This window comes from Paenibacillus sp. FW104-T2, assembly GCF_058789975.1.
In genome coordinates, this window is sequence record NZ_JBYTCE010000001.1 from 614,436 (window position 1) to 633,247 (window position 18,812).

Annotated in this window: 21 protein-coding genes; 18 read left to right on the forward strand and 3 right to left on the reverse strand. The window is 43.2% G+C overall.

The genetic code is table 11. The features are described from left to right. The first annotated feature begins 39 nt into the window (after window positions 1-39). Together AC3WQ3_RS02660 and AC3WQ3_RS02665 are read left to right on the forward strand one after the other, a co-directional pair. A complete protein-coding gene (locus AC3WQ3_RS02660) occupies window positions 40-1,200 on the forward strand; it encodes a sensor histidine kinase (protein ID WP_095291353.1) in 1,161 nt (386 codons plus the stop codon). Between the two features lie 4 nt (window positions 1,201-1,204). Next, window positions 1,205-1,927: a response regulator transcription factor gene (locus tag AC3WQ3_RS02665; RefSeq protein ID WP_095291355.1), complete on the forward strand. Its 723-nt coding sequence runs from the start codon at window positions 1,205-1,207 to the stop codon at window positions 1,925-1,927. 107 nt (window positions 1,928-2,034) lie between these two features. Here the strand turns inward: AC3WQ3_RS02665 and AC3WQ3_RS02670 are convergent, their stop codons facing one another. Then, complete coding sequence (locus tag AC3WQ3_RS02670; RefSeq protein ID WP_492471385.1) at window positions 2,035-2,262, reverse strand: hypothetical protein; 228 nt, start codon at window positions 2,260-2,262, stop codon at window positions 2,035-2,037. A 16-nt stretch (window positions 2,263-2,278) separates the two neighbouring features. Here AC3WQ3_RS02670 and AC3WQ3_RS02675 point away from each other — a divergent pair, with 16 nt between their 5' ends. The 16 genes from AC3WQ3_RS02675 to AC3WQ3_RS02750 all read left to right on the forward strand — a co-directional run bounded on the left by AC3WQ3_RS02675 (window position 2,279) and on the right by AC3WQ3_RS02750 (window position 16,566). Then, window positions 2,279-2,641 (forward strand): hypothetical protein, encoded by a 363-nt coding sequence (locus tag AC3WQ3_RS02675; protein WP_181429783.1) that lies wholly within the window; start codon window positions 2,279-2,281, stop codon window positions 2,639-2,641. 462 nt (window positions 2,642-3,103) lie between these two features. After that, window positions 3,104-5,014 (forward strand): helicase-related protein, encoded by a 1,911-nt coding sequence (locus tag AC3WQ3_RS02680; protein WP_492471386.1) that lies wholly within the window; start codon window positions 3,104-3,106, stop codon window positions 5,012-5,014. A 267-nt stretch (window positions 5,015-5,281) separates the two neighbouring features. Next, a complete protein-coding gene (locus AC3WQ3_RS02685) occupies window positions 5,282-6,082 on the forward strand; it encodes a ComF family protein (RefSeq protein WP_492471387.1) in 801 nt (266 codons plus the stop codon). A 261-nt stretch (window positions 6,083-6,343) separates the two neighbouring features. Beyond that, complete coding sequence (locus AC3WQ3_RS02690; protein ID WP_095291363.1) at window positions 6,344-6,751, forward strand: TIGR03826 family flagellar region protein; 408 nt, start codon at window positions 6,344-6,346, stop codon at window positions 6,749-6,751. A gap of 151 nt (window positions 6,752-6,902) precedes the next feature. Then, the gene (gene flgM / locus AC3WQ3_RS02695) at window positions 6,903-7,187 is read left to right on the forward strand and encodes a flagellar biosynthesis anti-sigma factor FlgM (RefSeq protein ID WP_076287615.1); all 285 of its coding nucleotides are present in this window, start codon (window positions 6,903-6,905) and stop codon (window positions 7,185-7,187) included. 8 nt (window positions 7,188-7,195) lie between these two features. Continuing rightward, on the forward strand, window positions 7,196-7,696 hold the full coding sequence (locus tag AC3WQ3_RS02700) for a flagellar protein FlgN (RefSeq protein ID WP_127541041.1): 501 nt from the start codon (window positions 7,196-7,198) through the stop codon (window positions 7,694-7,696). An 18-nt stretch (window positions 7,697-7,714) separates the two neighbouring features. Next, on the forward strand, window positions 7,715-9,277 hold the full coding sequence (gene flgK / locus AC3WQ3_RS02705) for a flagellar hook-associated protein FlgK (RefSeq protein WP_336782149.1): 1,563 nt from the start codon (window positions 7,715-7,717) through the stop codon (window positions 9,275-9,277). Window positions 9,278-9,300: 23 nt separating this feature from the next. Further along, window positions 9,301-10,209, forward strand: coding sequence for a flagellar hook-associated protein FlgL (flgL, locus tag AC3WQ3_RS02710; protein WP_492471388.1), 909 nt, complete (start codon window positions 9,301-9,303; stop codon window positions 10,207-10,209). Between the two features lie 83 nt (window positions 10,210-10,292). Further along, the gene (gene fliW, locus AC3WQ3_RS02715; RefSeq protein ID WP_492471411.1) at window positions 10,293-10,721 is read left to right on the forward strand and encodes a flagellar assembly protein FliW; all 429 of its coding nucleotides are present in this window, start codon (window positions 10,293-10,295) and stop codon (window positions 10,719-10,721) included. After that, window positions 10,721-10,957 (forward strand): carbon storage regulator CsrA, encoded by a 237-nt coding sequence (gene csrA, locus AC3WQ3_RS02720; protein WP_492471389.1) that lies wholly within the window; start codon window positions 10,721-10,723, stop codon window positions 10,955-10,957. Before fliW ends, csrA begins: the two co-directional genes overlap by 1 nt. Window positions 10,958-11,101: 144 nt before the next feature. Next, the gene (locus tag AC3WQ3_RS02725) at window positions 11,102-11,872 is read left to right on the forward strand and encodes a flagellin N-terminal helical domain-containing protein (RefSeq protein ID WP_492471390.1); all 771 of its coding nucleotides are present in this window, start codon (window positions 11,102-11,104) and stop codon (window positions 11,870-11,872) included. Window positions 11,873-12,008: 136 nt separating this feature from the next. Next, entirely contained in the window at window positions 12,009-12,371 is a 363-nt protein-coding gene (locus AC3WQ3_RS02730; protein WP_492471391.1) for a flagellar protein FlaG, read from the forward strand. Between the two features lie 13 nt (window positions 12,372-12,384). Beyond that, complete coding sequence (fliD, locus tag AC3WQ3_RS02735) at window positions 12,385-13,830, forward strand: flagellar filament capping protein FliD (RefSeq protein ID WP_492471392.1); 1,446 nt, start codon at window positions 12,385-12,387, stop codon at window positions 13,828-13,830. 26 nt (window positions 13,831-13,856) lie between these two features. Continuing rightward, complete coding sequence (fliS, locus tag AC3WQ3_RS02740; protein WP_095359927.1) at window positions 13,857-14,234, forward strand: flagellar export chaperone FliS; 378 nt, start codon at window positions 13,857-13,859, stop codon at window positions 14,232-14,234. Then, entirely contained in the window at window positions 14,234-14,572 is a 339-nt protein-coding gene (locus AC3WQ3_RS02745; protein WP_492471394.1) for a hypothetical protein, read from the forward strand. Before fliS ends, AC3WQ3_RS02745 begins: the two co-directional genes overlap by 1 nt. 38 nt (window positions 14,573-14,610) lie before the next feature. Continuing rightward, the gene (locus AC3WQ3_RS02750; RefSeq protein ID WP_492471395.1) at window positions 14,611-16,566 is read left to right on the forward strand and encodes a tetratricopeptide repeat-containing glycosyltransferase family 2 protein; all 1,956 of its coding nucleotides are present in this window, start codon (window positions 14,611-14,613) and stop codon (window positions 16,564-16,566) included. Window positions 16,567-16,638: 72 nt separating this feature from the next. Here AC3WQ3_RS02750 and tagD read toward each other — a convergent pair whose 3' ends face one another. Then, window positions 16,639-17,034, reverse strand: a complete 396-nt coding sequence (gene tagD / locus AC3WQ3_RS02755; protein ID WP_492471396.1) for a glycerol-3-phosphate cytidylyltransferase — start codon at window positions 17,032-17,034, stop codon at window positions 16,639-16,641. 12 nt (window positions 17,035-17,046) lie between these two features. Continuing rightward, window positions 17,047-18,603, reverse strand: coding sequence for a CDP-glycerol glycerophosphotransferase family protein (locus AC3WQ3_RS02760; RefSeq protein WP_492471397.1), 1,557 nt, complete (start codon window positions 18,601-18,603; stop codon window positions 17,047-17,049). Window positions 18,604-18,812 lie beyond the last annotated feature (209 nt).

Consider the following 18,812-nt stretch of genomic DNA (forward strand, 5'->3'; position numbering starts at 1 on the left):
GATATATACCGGAAACGATAGAAATGGAGTCGAACTAACGTGGATTTACAAGCCGATGCCATAGACCGCGTCATTAAAAACGCCATACAAGTCATGGAAAACAGCAAATATCAAATGTTCGAAATCATGGACTCAACCCGTGAGGAGCTAAAAACTCTGAATGAGGAGTTGAAGTCGGTTCTGAAGGAGACGGCGGAAACGATCGAGAAAGTAGATCAATTGGAGCTCAACTACCGCCGCTCCCGGATCCGTCTGACTGAGGTTAGCCGTGACTTCGTCCGTTATTCCGAGCATGATATCAAGCAGGCGTATGAGAAAGCGACGCAGTTGCAGCTGGACCTGATGATTTATCGTGAGAAGGAAATGTATCTGAAGGCCCGTCGGGACGATCTGCAGAAGCGTGCCAAAAATGTGGAGGCTTCTGTGGAGCGTGCCGAAACGATTGGTTCGCAGATGGGGGTCGTACTGGAGTACTTGTCAGGTGAGCTGGGTCAAGTGACCCGGATCATTGAGTCCGCCAAGAATCGACAAATGATTGGTTTGAAAATAATTTTGGCCCAGGAAGAAGAGCGGAAGCGTATTGCACGTGAGATACATGACGGGCCTGCGCAGATGCTCGCCAATCTAGTACTTAGGACGGAAATTGTAGAAAGAATGCTCATTAAGCAGGATTTTAAGATGGTCCAGGCCGAAATAATAGATTTGAAAGGCCAGGTTCGTTCCAGTCTTGAAGAAATGAGAAAAGTAATATTCAATTTGCGTCCTATGGCACTGGATGACCTGGGATTGATTCCAACGCTTCGGAAATACGTGCAGGATTTTGAAGTAAAAACAAAAATTCGCTCGATTTTTGAAACAAGAGGCAAGGAACACCGCTTGTCTTCTGCAATGGAGGCTGCAATCTACCGTCTCGTGCAGGAGGGTCTGTCCAATGCTGCAAAGCATGCTTATCCCACTCATGTTGTAGTGGAAATTACATACCAGGCTCAGCTCGTTAAAATTGTCGTTCAGGACAATGGGCTTGGCTTCAAACCGGAGCTTCTTGCGAAGAAAAGCAAGGATCACAACCATTTCGGTCTGATTGGGATGAGAGAACGGGTTGAACTGCTGGAAGGCAGAATAGAGATTGAATCCGCAGAAAATCAAGGAACCAAAATCGTGATTCATATCCCGACAAACGTGGATAAGGGAAAGGAGTAGCAGGATGGAAAACCGTGATACTGGTAATACATCAATTAAAGTTCTTTTGGCTGACGATCATCAGCTGTTCCGTGAAGGGCTAAAACGCATTTTGAACATGGAGGACGATATTGAGGTCATCGGCGAATGTGGCGATGGGATTCAGGTGCTTGAATTCTGCAACCAGGAGAAGCCAGATATCGTTCTGATGGATATCAACATGCCTGTGGAGAACGGGGTTGAAGCGACGGAGAAACTGCGTGAGCTGTTCCCGGACGTTAAAGTCATTATTCTATCCATTCATGATGATGAAAGTTATGTATTTGAGACTTTGCGTAAAGGTGCCAACGGATACTTGCTGAAGGATATGGAAGCTGAATCCCTAATCAATGCGATTCGTTCCGTTCATGAGGGGCATGCGTTCATTCACCCTAAAGTAACAGGCAAACTGATCATGCAGCTGCGTCGTATGACGTATCTTAATGAAACAGGTGCGATGAGCGAAGGTGCTTCAAAAGAAGCTGGGGTTAAGTTTGTCGCTGGCGATAACAATCCGCTCACTCGTCGTGAAGCAGAAGTGCTTCGTCTGATGGCTGAAGGTAAGAGTAACAAAATGATTGGCGAATTCCTGTTCATCAGTGAAAAAACGGTGAAAAACCATGTCAGCAGCATTCTGCAGAAGATGGAAGTGGATGACCGTACACAAGCCGTTATCAACTCCATCAAGTATGGCTGGGTTACGCTCTAATACAAGTATAAGATGTGCTGTTAATAAAATAAGAATGGTATCATAGATATCTGTTCACTCGCACCCTTCCCGATTGCCCGGATTGGTCTGCGGGTTAATGGACTTTATTACTGCATAGGAACAAAGTGTGAAACGGCGTGGAACAAATGTTCAAGCTTGGTGTGAATGAGTGGATGAATGACCTGGCCTGTCGTTTCCTTGGCGGATGGCATCCAAAAGAAATATGGCGCTTGCAATGTGCAGGTGTAACCCTTTCGGGAGTACGGCATATACTGTCGTATACAGGGATGTTCGCCATGGGTGAGCATGACCTTCCGAGGAGGTGCAGTTGCCATGGTTGCTCATTTGACTATGATTCTGCTCATATACTTCCTGGCGGCAGTGGCCGTTCATGCCATGCACCAGCGTCATCTTTCTCGTCCGGAACCCGAGGGTTACGAGCAGATTCTGCTCATTCCTTCCAATCAGGAACAGCGGATCGAAGGCGTTGTAAGAGCACTTTGCCGGGAGCTGTTTTACCGTGGAAAGAGCTTCACATTGACAGTTGTTGCTGATCGTATGGAATCGGAAACGGTTCGGATTATTGAAAAGCTGATGCGCAAGCAGGGGTTGGAGCCTTCATACCTGGCAGCTGTACCACCCGATATGGAACGTCCGAAACCAAATGGAGATCGTACGTTTCGACTTATTGATCTGCGTGAGCCTGAGCATTAATTTTAGTTAAAGCCTGAATCGAATTGTTTTCCATAGATCCACATGAAGATTACAGCTATGCTGTAATCTTTTTTGTTCATTGTAGCCAAGTCTGCTGTTAAATTAAAAATGGGTTTTTATGCAATCTATGGTTATTGTTTGAATGTGGAGCTGCCGAGTTTGAAGTAAGAAGCGATTTGAAACCGTACATCTTAACTTAAAAGTATAGACGGTACCGATTGGGAAAAGTTTCGCATTTTATGAGATTGATTTGGGGTATTCGTTAAATTGGTAAAATGGGCCTAAAACATGAATTTTAGATTCCTAATGCTTGTCCTGCACGGGAGCAATTGATATAGTAAAAAGACAATAAGATATGACATTGGATGAAATCAGGACATGAAGCACATGCTCCGGCAGATAGCCGGGTAAGCGTGTGCTTTTTTTTGCGTTCATGGAAGTTCAGTTTGAGGAGGGAATTGGATGAGAGTTGCGCTCTATGTGTGCCGAGGCAGGGATAGGTGGAACATGCTATTGTCCTTGGATCTGCGGGTGGATGTCACATGGTGGTTGGAAGGAGCGAGTGGTCAGCAGGTACAGAGCTGGTTGTTGTTGGATGAAGCGTTGCCGCTAAGTCAGGCGTCATGGCTGGTTGAACATTTTGAGCCGGAGCGCGGAATGGATCAGTGGAATGAGAGACATTGGCTGGCATATACGCGCCGTAAAGTGGACGAGTATGAGAAGTTATCAGGGGAACACGCAGCCAGAAAAGAAGGTGCAGGCTTGGCGGGAGAAGCGGGGATAGCTGCAGCTGAACGTAGGGCTGGGAGAAGTGGGATGGCTGATACCTCAAGTGGAGCTGGGGTGGGCGGGATGCCTGCTGCTTACCCCGCTAAAGGGTGGGCTCAGCTGGAGCAGGGCGCAGCTCTGCTTGCTGAGCGGCTTCGCGGCCGCCAACTGCTGGCGGCCGAGGCAGAGGCGCTGCTGGCGGACACCGTCCCGCAGCTAGCCTCCTGGCGCGCGGCTTCGCAGCTCGCGCGATTGCACGGGCGGCTGAGCATCACAGCCGCCCTGGAACTGCCCACGCGCCGTCGGCCCGCGTGGATCAGCGCGCAAGGCGCGCCCCGCTGCCGCCGGTGCGGCAGCGTTGCCAGGCAGCGCGTGCCCTGCGCTGCCTGCGGCCTGGCGGCGTGCGCCTACTGCGAGGCATGCCTCGCATTGGGGCGCAGCCGTGCCTGTGCGCTGCTGCTGCGCAGCACAGCGCCCTCGGCCGTGCGGGGCACGGCCGCTCTTGCCACCGGCGGCGAGCTCGCCCGGTGGGGGCTTAGCGCAGCGCAGAGCGCGGCAGCTTCTGCGGCGCTGGCGTATTTGGCCCGGCCCACCTCCGCTGAGGATGGGCCGGGGCGGTTCTTGCTGTGGGCCGTGACCGGGGCCGGCAAGACCGAGATGATCTTCCCGCTGCTCCAGCATACGCTAGACCGCGGAGGGAGAGCGCTTGTAGCAACGCCGCGTAGAGACGTGGTGTTGGAGCTTGCGCCACGTTTGGCCAAAGCCTTTCCTGACGTTACGCTAGCCACCTTATACGGGGGCAGTACCGAGCGCTGGAAAGACGCACAGCTCACCCTAGCCACTACACATCAGTTGATGCGTTTTTACCAAGGGTTCGATCTGGTCATCATTGATGAGCTTGACGCCTTCCCCTATCACAATGATCCCATGCTCGCTCATGCCGCGGCCGCTTCCTGCAAACCAGATGGGAATTTCATATATCTCTCGGCTACCCCGCCAGCCCGGCTGCAAAAAGAAGTATCACAGCGAAAACTCGCTCATGCGAGGGTACCGGTACGCTTTCACCGCTATCCACTGCCCGTTCCGCAGTTGATCAAGATGCCGACCGTTGCAGAATGTATCAAAAAAAGAAGTCTTCCCGCTACTCTGAAGAATAGCATCCAAACCTCCTTGCAGCGTGATGCCCAGGTTTTCGTATTCGTAACGCGCATTGCCCAGATCGAGGCATTTGTTAACCTGATGCGGCGCATATTTCCCCAAATCCATATCCAAGGGACATCATCCCAAGATACGGACCGGGCGAGTAAAGTCATGGCATTCCGCGAACGAGACATCCGTCTGTTGGTGACGACCACCATTCTGGAGCGGGGAGTGACCATTCCGCGCAGCGATGTCTTTATTTTGGATGCAGATAATGGGCTCTTCGACGAGGCCTCATTGGTACAGATGGCGGGCAGAGCAGGGCGTTCCATGGATGATCCCGCCGGCAGAGTCGTCTTCGCATCCTCTAGGCGCACCCGTTCCCAGGTTAAGGCGGTGGCACAGATTCGGAAAATGAACACTATCGCCCATCGCAAGGGTTATCTGCACCAGCAGACCCAATGATAAATCCGCTCCATTTAAGGAGGTACTGGCATTATGTTCAATCCGCTTAACAATATAACCGACTTTTTTCACCAACTGACCCATCGCATACATAACCTGTTTGCCCCGCCTGGGGCAACCTGCTTGACATGTGGCACTCGTGCCGTACTATCTCCAATCTACCCGGGGATTTGTGCACGCTGCGCTCAGCAGATCCCCTGGATTCGCTCCATCCGCTGTCTGCGTTGTGGCCGGGCCATCGGTTGTCCGGACTGCAGCCGTCCACATATGGCCAATCGTTCGTTTATCTGCAACCGCAGTTCCGTTCAATACAATGCTCTTATGAAAGAATGGATTGGCATGTACAAATTCAGGGGCCACGAGCGCTACGGACCGCTGTTAACATCCATTCTCATTCAAGCCTTTCAAGCCATGAGTGAAGAACTGAGTTTGGTTGCCGCAAAAGAAACCCAAGCTTCTGTGGCTTATTCCGCCACCTCTGCTTCACCTCCGGTGGATGCCAGCTTGCATCCACCGAATCCGCGCGCGTCAACTTACGCGCGCGTTCAACCACCTAGCGCACACGCATCAACAGCCGTGCGCGCCGACCCTCAAGCAGCGACAAGCCAACCGAAGTCGCTGCTCCAAACCCCAAAGCCGCGATGGCGGCCCGACGCGGTGACTTACGTTCCCGTCAGCAGCGAGCGCCTTGCCGAGCGCGGCTTCAACCAAGCTGAGCGGCTTGCTTCAGGACTCGCCGCGGCCTACAGCCTACCCGTAGTTGATCTGCTGCAGCGCCGGATCAACACCACGAAGCAGAGCTTCAAGACGCGCAGCGAACGGATTGAGACCATGAAGGAAGCTTTTTCAATAAGCCCCGGTGTAATGGATACTTTAAGGGACCTCTACATAGGCAAAACAGGATCTAATTCTGCTAGAGAGCACTCTTGTCCACTACAATTGCTATTAATCGATGATATTTACACAACGGGGAGTACTTTGGATGCGTGTGGTAGGGTTATTTTAAATGCGGCTGTCTCAAGTGATATTCCAGTAGAAATCTATACATTATCATTGGCGCGATCATAGCAATATTTATGATTACAGGAGAGTTTGAATTTCAGAGATGTAATAGATTATCATGAGATAAAAGAAAAAAATCTTTTTCACAATGAGGAAAGTATAGGAATTATTCAATTATAGCCATAAAATATCTTCTGAAAATTTGCGTATGTACGCATTCTTGGTCCTCCTGGTGCGCAAATAGACTATGGACTAGATGTGAGAAAATAAGGTAATGTATAGGTATTATCCATCGGAATGAGGAAGTTTGAGAGGGGCGTTTAAGCGATGAATCTGGGTAATTGTCCTCGCTGTGGCAGGTTATATGCATTGAACTTTCGGGATGTATGCTCGAATTGCATTAAGGAAATAGAACAGGAATATCAGACTTGCGTAGATTATTTACGGGAGAATAAAGGCACTAACATACAGGAACTATCTGATGCAACGGAGATTTCCATTAAGCAGATCACCAAGTTCATCCGGGAGGGACGGATTTCCATCGAAAACGCCCCGAATATGATGTATCCTTGTGAGGTATGCGGAACGCTAATTCGTGAAGGGCATATGTGTGACTCATGCCGTAATCGCTTAACGAAAGACTTGGCTGGGGCAGCACGTGAGGTAGGTCAGAAGGATAATGGCAATATAGGCGGACGAGCCTACAATGCTGTCGACAAACTCCGGGATTCATAGGAACGAGGGCTTAAATGCAGCTCTTGCTATAACAAATGTTTTGGAATGTACCGATAAACTTATTAAAGATTATCGGTTTTTTTTATTATCCGAATTGTTCGCAATGATAAAGATAATGTAAAAATCCCAAGGTGAAGGAAGTGTATTTCGTATGAAAATCAATGAACCGAATAGAATTGGTGCTATTAATTCCTATCAAAGGAACATTGAATCCAATCAGCAGGCTGACGCTAAGAAAAGCCGCCGTAAGGACGAAGTATCCATTTCTCCGGAGGCGATGAAGATGCTTGAAGATCAAAGTCGTACACAGGATGCAGCACGTACGCAGCGCATTCAGGAATTGAAGGAACAGGTAAATTCGGGAACGTATCAAGTAGACAGCCAGAAGCTCGCTGAGAAGCTCGCTCCATACTTTAAGAACTTCCCTAATCAATAGGAGGACACATGGCAATTGAATCAATAATCGATGTACTTGAACAGCTGCAAGCCGCACATGAGGATATGCTGGTATTGGGAGAACAAAAGAAGGAAGCGGTTGTTGCCAACAAAGTCGAGACACTGATCGCTCTGATCAATCAAGAATCCAAATTGGCTAAAAAAATTGAATTGATCGAGCAGCAGAGACTTCAGGCGGTCCATCAGTTCCTGGAGGAACGTGGCATCAAGTCGAAACTGAATCTAACGATTAGTGAGCTAATGAGACTCGTTTTTGATGCGGCTGAGAAGAAGAAGCTTCTCCAGGCTCAAACCTCATTAACGGATGTGCTGCAAAAGGTGAAATTTCTGAATGAAGCCAACCAACAGCTGATCAAACAGTCACTATCGTACATCGACTTCTTTATTGAGACAATGTCATTTCATTCTGAATCAGAGGCCACTTATCAGAATCCTTCAGAGAAGCCTTACGGTATGGCTCGCTCCGGACTCTTTGATACTCGGGCTTAATAATGGGGGAAAAACAACATGGCTTCAACATTCCATTCAATTGAAACGGCAAAACGCAGTTTAATAACGCAAACCGCCGCTTTGAACACAACAGGACATAACGTTGCCAATGCCAATACACCGGGTTATTCGCGTCAAGTCGTTAACATGACTGCGGCAGATCCGATTGACGCTGTGGCCTTTTATCGCACGACATCTCCAGGTCAGCTTGGAACAGGGGTTGAGTTTAACTCCATTATGCGTGTGCGCGAATCTTTTCTGGATGGTCAGTTTCGTAATGAAAATACATCACTCGGAGGATGGACTGTTCGGAACAGTACATTGGAGAAGCTCGAAACAATCATGAACGAACCTTCGGATACGGGGATTCGAACCGTTCTGAATAACTTTTGGAACTCCTGGTCCGATCTGAGCCAAGATCCACAGGATGTTACTAACCGCAAAATCGTTAAGGAAACAACGTTAGCTCTAACAGATGGTTTGAATCAGATTAGTCTCCAATTGGATGCACTGACTAACGACCTGACCAACAATGTTTCGTTAAAAACGACCGAAATCAACTCATATCTGCAGTCCATCGCGGACCTGAATAACAACATTGTAAAAGTGGAGCAGCTTGGGGACAATGCCAATGACTTGCGTGACCAACGTGATTATGCAGTAGACCAGTTGTCCAAGATTGCTGGCGTTCAGATAACAGAACTGGATAGCGGCTACCAGGTAACAATTGCAGGCCAAGTAGCAGTTACCGGAGCAGCAGTTGTTCCTGTCACGGCTGATATTCTGGAGAATGCCTATCAAGCGGGTACGCTAACGGGTGGCGAAGTCTACGGAATGATCCATTCCCGGGATCAATATGTAGCAGATTACCGCAAGCAGATTGATCAGCTGGCGAACACGCTCGCAACCGGGGATATTGAGATTACCATTCCTGCTGGATCCGTATTGCCTAGCGGCACGGTTTTCAACAACGTGACGTATTCCGATGCCAATAACAATAGAACGTTAACATCTGATTTGAAGGTGACAGTTCAAGGGATTAATGGTCTGCACAAACTGGGTTATACGCTTAGTGGTAATACACCAACAGCTGGTGGAGACTTCTTTACAACCAAAGATGGTTCAGGAACGATCACGGCTGGGAACATTACCTTAAGTACGGATATCCAAAATGATCCGAATAACATCGCAACTTCGATGCGTACGACCGGAACAGGTACAGGTGAAAGTGTAGTACTGGGGAATAACAGCTTGGCGCTGGCTATGGCTGGATTAAAAGATGTAAAATTTGATTTTGGTACAGGACTGTCCAAACCAACAACGGTGGACGACTTTTTCGGCGGAATTGTAGGACAACTTGGTGTCCAGACCCAAGAGGCTAAACGACAAGCACAAAATGCTCAACTCCTCACGGAGCAGGTTGACTTGAATCGTCAATCTGTAAGTGGCGTATCTCTGGATGAAGAGATGAGCAACTTAATCAAATTCCAGCACGCGTATAGTGCAGCGGCCCGTTTCATGACTGCCTATGACGAACTGCTAAACAAACTCATTAACAGCACCGGTGTAGTCGGTCGCTAAGACATAGAGAGGAGTAACCGATAATGGCTATTCGCGTAACCTCAGGTATGATGAATACTCAGATGCTGAGCAACCTGAACCGCAACTTAAACCGAATGGATACTATGTCCAACCAGATTTCGAGCGGTCGCAAAATTAATAAACCTTCTGATGATCCAGTCGGTGTAACATATGCACTCCGTTACCGTGCTGAGTTGGCTGCGAATGAGCAGTACCAATCCAACACGGATGCAGCCGTAAGTTGGCTGGATGCGACGGATTCTACAATGCAACAATCCGGAGAAGTTATGCAAAGGTTGAAGGAATTAACAATCCAAGGTGCAAGCGAGACGGTGCCTCAATCTGGTCTAGATGCTATTAAACTTGAAGTTGAAGAATTGCAAAAACAAATGGTAAACATAGGGAACAGTCAGATTCGGGGAAAATATATTTTTAATGGCCAAAACTACGACAAAGCTCCATATGAATTAATTCCACCGATGACACAGTACTCTCAAATTGATACAGATGATAAACCTGTAAATTATTCGATTGGAGATCAATCTATTTTCCAAATCAACACTCCTGGTTCTGAATATTTTGGTACTTCAACTGAGGATGACAATGTATTTAAAATTATGGATGATTTGATTAATGCTCTGACTAATGGAGACTACGAAGGTGTTGCTAGTCAGGCAGATAAAATAGAATCCCGATCAATTAAAATGCAGTCTAGTATTTCTGAAGTGGGTGCGAGAACGAACCGTGTTGAATTGGTCCAGGCTCGGTTAACCGATTATAACCTCAATCTAACATCCCTCCAATCCAAAACAGAAGATGCAGATATGGCAAGTTTAATGATACAAGCAACGTCTGCTCAAACCATTTATGAGGCTGCTCTTAAATCTTCTGCTCAGATTATGCAACCATCATTGATGGATTTTATGAGATAAACATAACTTGAAAACTATGATAAGCTATGGACACTAGTAGTCCGTAGCTTTATTCATTATTTAGGGAGGATTTTAAAGTGGAAATGGATCAAGTTAATCAGAATGAGAGTGAAGAGAAAATCTACACGTTTCCAAAGGGGATACCTGGATTCGAACATCATCAAGACTTTGTTTTGAAAAAGCATAACGAGATGTTTAATCTTTTCCAATCAGCCAGTCAGACGGATGTGGCATTTATTACAGTTAATCCTTTTGATCTATACCCCAATTATGAATTTGAGCTCCCACAAGAGGCCATAGAAGACATTGATGTAACGAAAAGAGAACAGGTTTTTATTCAATGTATTGTAACATGGCACAGTAACCTTAGTAATGTCACAGTTAATCTTCTTGCTCCTATTGTATTTAATACATCTAATAATACCGGCAAGCAAATCATATTACAGAATACCCATTATTCTACTAAACATGCCCCTTGGGCAGAGAATGATCTGAAGGGTGGAGATCTCTGATGTTAGTGCTGGCTAGAAAAAAAGGGGAATCCGTTATCATTGATAACAACATCATTGTCACTGTCTTATCAGTAGAAGGAGATAATGTAAAAATAGGTATTACCGCTCCCAAAGAGATTGATATCTACCGGAAAGAAGTATTTGATGCTATTGGGCAAAACAATCAGAATGCCGTGATGGATTTGGCAGCGGTTCAAGCAGCATTGGAGCAAATAAATAAGAATATCCAAAAGTAAAAAAAAGTTTGAAATACTATTAACAATTCTTGGCCAGTAGTCGATATATATTATAGAGCGGTAATTCTTCAGGGCGGCCGACCTGTGAAGACGCTAATACCACATGGATGTGGGAATTAAACCATTTCAGGGAGGAAATATCAAATGATTATCAACCATAACGTACCAGCATTGAACACACACCGTAACATGACTCTTAACACAAGTGCTGCAAGCAAAAACATGGAGAAATTGTCTTCCGGTCTGCGTATCAACCGCGCAGCTGACGATGCAGCAGGTCTCTCCATCTCCGAGTCCATGCGTGGACAAATCCGTGGTTTGGAGCAAGCACAACGTAACGCTCAAGACGGAATCTCGTTTGTACAAACTGCTGAGGGTGCAATGAACGAAGTATCCTCCATGTTGACTCGTATGAAAGAGTTGAACGTACAAAAATCGAGCGGAACTTACAGCTCTAACGATACAAACAATATCAACGAAGAATTGAAAGAGCTGGGTGCTCAAATCGACAACATCATGACTAAAACAACGTTCAACGGTATCAGTATCACTAAAGGTGCTACAATCACCGTTAACGATAAAGCAACAGGATCTATCACAATTGGATCTATCTCTACTACAGATTTCAGCTCGTTGGGTTCAGGTACTTCTCTTGATGATATTGAAACAGCTATTAACAGTGTTTCCACAGAACGTGCGAAACTGGGTGCTGTTCAAAACCGCTTGGAGTACACTTCCAACAACTTGGGTACAACTGTTGAGAACTTGACTGCAGCTGAGTCCCGTATCCGTGATACAGACATGGCTAAAGAAATGGTTCAACTGTCCAAAAACAATATCTTGCTGCAAGCCTCCCAATCGATGCTGGCACAAGCGAACTCCGCTCCACAAGGTGTTCTGTCTGTACTTCGTTAATATTCAAATTCTTCAAATTAGAGGGGCCTTGTTTTCAAGGCTTCTTTTTTTTATCTCTTCATTTCAGAAGATTTCTGTCCGATATACATAGTAAGATCTTCAATTGAATCGTCACAATAGTTCGGGAGGGAATCGCGTGGAACATAGAGTCCAAGGAACTTCAGGAACGCTGGGTGCTCTAAGATCATTATCATCAAGAACAACATCTGAGGAATCAGCCGAATTGTTAATTCAGAATAATACAATAACCAAGGAAAGATTGAATTTATCCAGTGAGGAAGAGAAAGCTATTGATCAGCTGGAAGTAGCTACAAGAGCTCTGCAAGGGCCTGAGAAGACGTATGAAATCTCTGTGCATGAAGAGACTAACGCAATCATGGTTAAAATTAAAAATAAAGCAACAGGGGAACTCATTAGGGAGATACCGAAAGAAAAGCTACTTGATGTGGCTGCTAGTCTCATGGAATTAAGTGGATTAATTATCGATAAGAAAGCATAGTGGGGGAGATCAAATGAGAATTGGTGGTTTAGCTTCAGGACTCGATATTGATGCTATGGTTAAACAATTAATGACTGCAGAACGGGCACCTTTGGATAAAATTAACCAACAGAAAACACAAGCGGAGTGGAAACGGGATAATTACCGTACAATTAGTACGAAATTGGTGAGCTTCAACGAAAAGTTATCTAATCTAAATTTAAGTAAAAATATAGATTCCAAACAAGCTGTGGTGACAGGAGCAACGGGAGTACTTACCGCTGCTGCATCGGGAGCTGCTGCCAATTCTGTATTGAATGTGAGCGTCAAGAACTTGGCTTCGTCGTCTAATGTAATATACCAAGGTACAGCAGGTGGTACCAAAATGTCTGATATATATTCTGGGACAGAGACGAGCGTTAAAATAGGCAATGCGACAATAGAATTTACGGCAGACGATACGATTGAATCGTTTGTGAAGAAAATTAATAATAGTAAAGACGCCGGAGTGACGGCGGTGTATAACTCTGCAACGGGTGGATTGTCTTTAACGAATAAAGATACAGGAAATAAAGAGATAGCGCTGAGTGGGGAACTATTTACAGGTAATACTAGTTTCACAACTACTGGGGTCAAAAAGGGTGAGGACGCTACAGTAGTTATTAACGGATTGGAAACAAAACAATCGTCTAACCGCTTTACCGTAAACGGTGTGGAGATATCATTGACAGGTGTTACACCGACCGGCCAGACTAATCAGATCGAGGTTACCCAAAATACGGATGCAATAATTGATACAATTAAGTCTTTTGTAGATTTCTATAACGAAACCACCGCGTTATTGAATCAAAAGACAAATGAAGAACGATATCGAACTTATCTACCTTTGACTACCGAGCAAAAAGCAGACATGAAAGATAGCGAAATTGAATTATGGGAAAGTAAAGCGAAAAGTGGATTGTTAAAGAATGATTCGATTCTTAACAAGACATTAAGTGATATGCGGACTGCAATGATATCTGCTTTAGGAGATACGAAGTTTAATATCACTAATATCGGTATTACTACTGGAAACTATAGTGAAAAAGGTAAATTGTACCTTGATGAAGATAAGTTGCGTACAGCTCTTGAAACGAATCCTGAACAAGTTACAGCTCTATTTAGTCAGGTAGACAGCTCTTCGAAAAGTGTGACTAGCAATGACGGTTTATTTAATAGAATCAAAAAGATTAATTTATCGGCACTAGATAGCCTGGCTGAGAAGGCGGGAACATCCAAAATAAGCAGCGATTTGTCAACTGCATTTCAACCACAAAGTCAAATCGGAAATCAATTAACTGCTTATGAGAGAAGAATTACGGATCTGCAAGCTCGGTTAACTCGAATTGAGAATCAATATTATAAGCAATTCACTGCCATGGAAACAGCAATGAATAAATATAACAGCACCTCTTCCAGTCTTTCTGGCATGTTAGGCTAATTTATGTAATAAGGAGTGAAAACAGAGTGATTAATTCACCTCTTCAGAAATATCAACAAAATCAAGTTCAGACATCTCCGGCGCAGTTATTACTAATGTTGTATGATGGTGCAATTCGTTTTGTGAAATCGGGCATTGCTGCTATAGAAGAGTCGAATTTTGAGAAAACAAATACCAACCTTTGTAAAGGTCAGGCAGTTATTCATGAATTAATAGCTGCACTCAACTATGATTATCCGGTTGCCAAAACGTTGTATTCGGTATATGAGTATATGATCCACTGCCTAATTCAAGCCAATCTCAAAAAAGATGTTAAACCAGCCAAAGAAGCTCTTTCCTATCTAACTGAACTCAGGGAAGCCTGGGAAGTCGCTAGTAAAAGCGTAAATGGAACGGCTAACTGATGCAGGTAGCAGAAGAATATGTCACTCAGTTATTCGATCTGACTTTGCATATTATTGATCAGATTGACGACATTGGATATGAGGATTTGGCTGCATTTGCAGATCAGAGAGAATCACTGGTTAAAACAATGATGTCAAATCATACCGAATTTAATGAATCTGATAAAATTAAGATCAAGCAGCTTATGGACTATGATCATATTATAATAAATAAAATGTTGAGCCTTAAAAATGAGGCTTCTAATTGGTTGAATAAACAAGGATCCATTCGGGTGCAGAAGAATGCTTACAGTGCACATTATGCACCCGATAGCTTGTTTTTTGATACGAAAAACTGAATGAAGGTTGGGTAAAGATGAAGCTGTTGAGTATTTGCATGATTGTCAAAGACGAGGAAAGGGTACTAGAGCGTTGTCTTAGTAGTGTACAAGACCTCGCCGATGAGATTATCATTGTGGATACAGGGTCGACAGATAAAACAAAAGAAATTGCAAAGAAATATACCGATAAAATATATGATTTTAAGTGGTGCAATGATTTTTCGAAGGCTCGTAATGAATCAATAATTCATGCTACTGGACAATGGATACTAGTTCTAGACGCTGATGAATATATAGCTGCAGAAGATCATCAGGACTGGAGAGATTTCCTGCATAAAGAGGAACGACTTCCACATTTGGCCTATACTCTTCCAGTCATAAACTTTACTGGTGAAAAAGAATATGATGACGAAATTACCACTGCACCTGTAACGAGACTTTTCCCGAATAACATGGGGATTATGTTCGAACGCCCAATTCACGAACAGTTAACTAGAGGATTGCAAGGTGATTTATATTATAAAGCAATCAACCTTAATATTTATCATACAGGTTATCAAATAAGTCGGATTTTAGAAAAAAACAAACATGAGCGGAACATGGGGATTTTTGAGCAAATGATGGCGGATCAGGAGCTTACTTCATATGATTGGTATACACTGGGTAATCAGTACCGTTATGCGAAGGATGCACTTAAGGCAATTGAATGCTATGAAAAAGCCATGAGTGATGTAGACCGGAATGAAGCGTGGTATCCTCATTGTTTGATGGGGCTTGTTAGCTTGTACTACAGTCAAGATCAACTCAACCGTTCATGGGAACTTACAGAGAAGCATTTAATTCGTTATAATCAATATCCAGAGTATTACACAGTTAAAGGCATTCATTATGAAACTCTGGGTTTCTTTCAAGATGCAGAGCTACAATACCTTAAAGCTATTGACGTAGCTGAAAAAAGAGCGCAAAAAAATCAGGATATCTGGTTGATTGATCCGATGTACAGTTTTGATTCACCAGTACAACAATTGATTGGGCTATATTTCCGACTTAATGACAACAAAAATGCAATATACTGGATGTCTAAACAGCTCAATAAGAATAATAAAAATCCAGGACATTTGGTCAAAATGATGGAATGGTTATTACAAAATGAAGACGAAGAGTCAGTTATCCGCTTTTTTGAGAAGATTTACGTTTCCCCGATAGAAGGAGAGTATCTCCTTTTGTTCAAAGTCTCGTTGGTTTTAGGGAATAAGGGATTGGTAAGTCATTATAAGAAATTAGTGTCTATAGATGTGGGACTGAGTCTTGCCGATCAATTAAAGCTATCAGTAATTAATAATGACTCTGCACGGATGCATGCTTTGCTAAACGATATCACTGTGATAACTGAAGATGAAGAATTAGTATGGCTTCAAGTGATCATTGGGACTCTTGTATGGAAGGACTACTCTTTACTTGAAAAGCTTTCTAGAAAGCTTGATAACAACAAGTTATCATCAGCTTCTAAGGTAATCCTGGGTGTCTTTGGTCAGAATGAGGTTAGTAATGATACAGTTATTGAAACCGATATATTCTTTGCTATTGCAAGGCAGCTTTTCCTTATGCAAGAATTTGAAATTTTTGATCAATTGGTCAATGGGGTCAATGATAGCGATGTAATTAACAGATTAGCAAACTACTTTTATGATGTGAATCGTGTGGAATTAGCTTTGAATTATTATTCGGCGCTGCTAACTCGAAATGAATTGAATGGTATGAGCTTGGAAAACCTCGGATACTATCATGCAAATCAGAATTACAGAGATGATGCTTATGAATTTTTTAATGCTGCTCTTGAAGATGAATCTGGAAAAAGACATATCTACAAAACATTAATTAGTCTAGCTCCGAACGAGGAAAAAATGAAAGTAGTCAACGATTTCAACAATCGTTTTCCTGATTTTAAAGAGATCTCATTTGTTGAAGAGTTTTTCAATAATGAAATCAAGTTTGTAAAGCATACAGTATAAACAAAAAAACGAATGGTAACAAGTCTTGTTAAGAGCGAGCTTGTCATCATTCGTTTTTGTTAAATTGTGAAATTACTGAGGTATAGCCTGTAAGGAGCTTTTAATTGAAGTGGTGGATATATCCGGAGTTCGTGATAAGTAAATTACATTGCAATGAATAGATAAATCATCAAATTTGCCTTTCCAATCATCACCCATAACGAACGTATCTACTTTCCAATGTTTAATATCTGTTTGTTTTTGCTCCCAATTCTCCTCAGGTATAACCAAGTCTACGTATTTAATTGCTTCAAGCATCATTTTGCGTTCTTCATATGTGAAGTAAGCATCCTTCCCCTTTAACCGATTGAACTGATCAGTAGATAAAGCCACGATAAGATAATCACCAAGCTCTTTGGCGCGCTGAAGTAAAAGAATATGACCATAGTGGAGTAAATCGAACGTCCCATAAGTGATTACTCTTTTCAAACGTAACCCTCCTTACGTCGAAGTAGTGAAAGCTTCAATTTTTTTCTTAATCATTTCATTCAAATCGGGTTTCTGGCTCTGACGTAGAGATTTTTGGTAATAGGATATAGCTAATTGGATGTCGCCTAAACTTTCATATACATAGCCCAGGTTATATAACAGATCCTCATCCCAAGGAAAATGCTGATGTCCTCTCAGAAAGGACTGAATGGCTTCTTGGCTGTCGCCGTTCATTAAATGTAACATGCCATTCATGGCAAAAATATCAGGATCCGCTGAGTTATCAACCAGATATTGTTGTATAGCTTCATTAGCCTGTGCAAGGTGGCCGTTCTCAATCATTTGTTGGATAGTTTGTTTGATCTTCCGCTGGAGTTCTTTGTGTTCTTGATAGTTAGTTCTTCTCTTATAAATGATTTCAAGGTTGTTCTCAATGTATTGATCGATTTGTCTCCATACTCTATTGGAGGATTGATCATCTTGATGGAAATGGAACAGATGGAGTAAAGTATTTCTTTCTTTGGCATAGAATGTCTCGTCGGCAATGTAACGTTTAATAGCATCCTGGAGTGCAGTTTGAGTGAAGACTTTAGGCCCAGGTGTCCAAAAATCGTATGGCTCAAACAGTAATCCGCGATTTTCTCTGTACTCTTCAAGATCAATAGGTGTAAAAATAACAGGACGATTCAACAGCAGAAAGTCAATGTATACTGAGGAATAATCTGTGACCAGCATATCACCTGCCCCAAGAATGTTGTACAGGTCCATGTTGTGATTAGTTAGATCCTGATCATTCAAGGTAAGAATATAATTTGAGCGAATATCAGATAATTCTTTTTGGAAATATTGTTCTTCAAAAGGATGTAGTTTAAGTATTAATTTCAGATTATGTTCCTCAAGGAAATGCTGAAGCTGAACTTGATCATACTCGGATAAACCAAATAAATTTTGAAAATCCTTGGAACCTTCTATTTTCTCAGGGGTGATAACTGATTTACGGAATGTTGGCATAAAGAAAATTAATTTGTCCTTCTTCGTGATGTTAGGAAATATCTTCTTGAGATTATCTCTACTTTCACTTGAGAATAATGCATCATTTCTTGGTGCACCGGTAATACGATATTGAGCAACATTCGCTCCATTACAAGCATTCATTGCAGTGTTATATAGTGCAGAGTAGGACATGATCATATCCACTTTGGACCAATGCGCATGGATGTTACTATCTGGAGTTTTCTCTTGTTTATCCATTTTGGCCATGCCTTTAAGAGGAAAACCATGCCAGAGATCAATTTGAACTTTGTCGTAATTGGAAGAGTATTCACCATGGGTTGTAATATAAACATCACTCTCATCCAGATGACGGTTGTAAAGCATTTGTTCCCGAGATAACAGCTCAATGTCATATTTGTCACATAGTTCTTGGTAGATGTTGTTATAAAGGTGAAAGTTATTTGAACCTGATGAAGACAGGTGAAAAAGTGTGATTTTAATTTTATTTCCGTTCATGTTGGGTCCCTTTCTTATTGAAAAGTGGTTTCTATATAGTTTTATCGGTTTTAAAGACATAGAAATATAGGTGTGAAAATATGGAAGTATTTTAATGAGGGTAATATCTCTAAAATTCTCTCTATTTTAAACCCAATTACCGATATAAAAGATATGAGTAAATTATAGATTAAAAAAACTGAGTTGATGTAAGAAAGGAAAAAATAACAGATATGAAAAAATATAGACCTAAGGTGTTATTACTTGCAAACGAACCTTTTGAGTGTAAC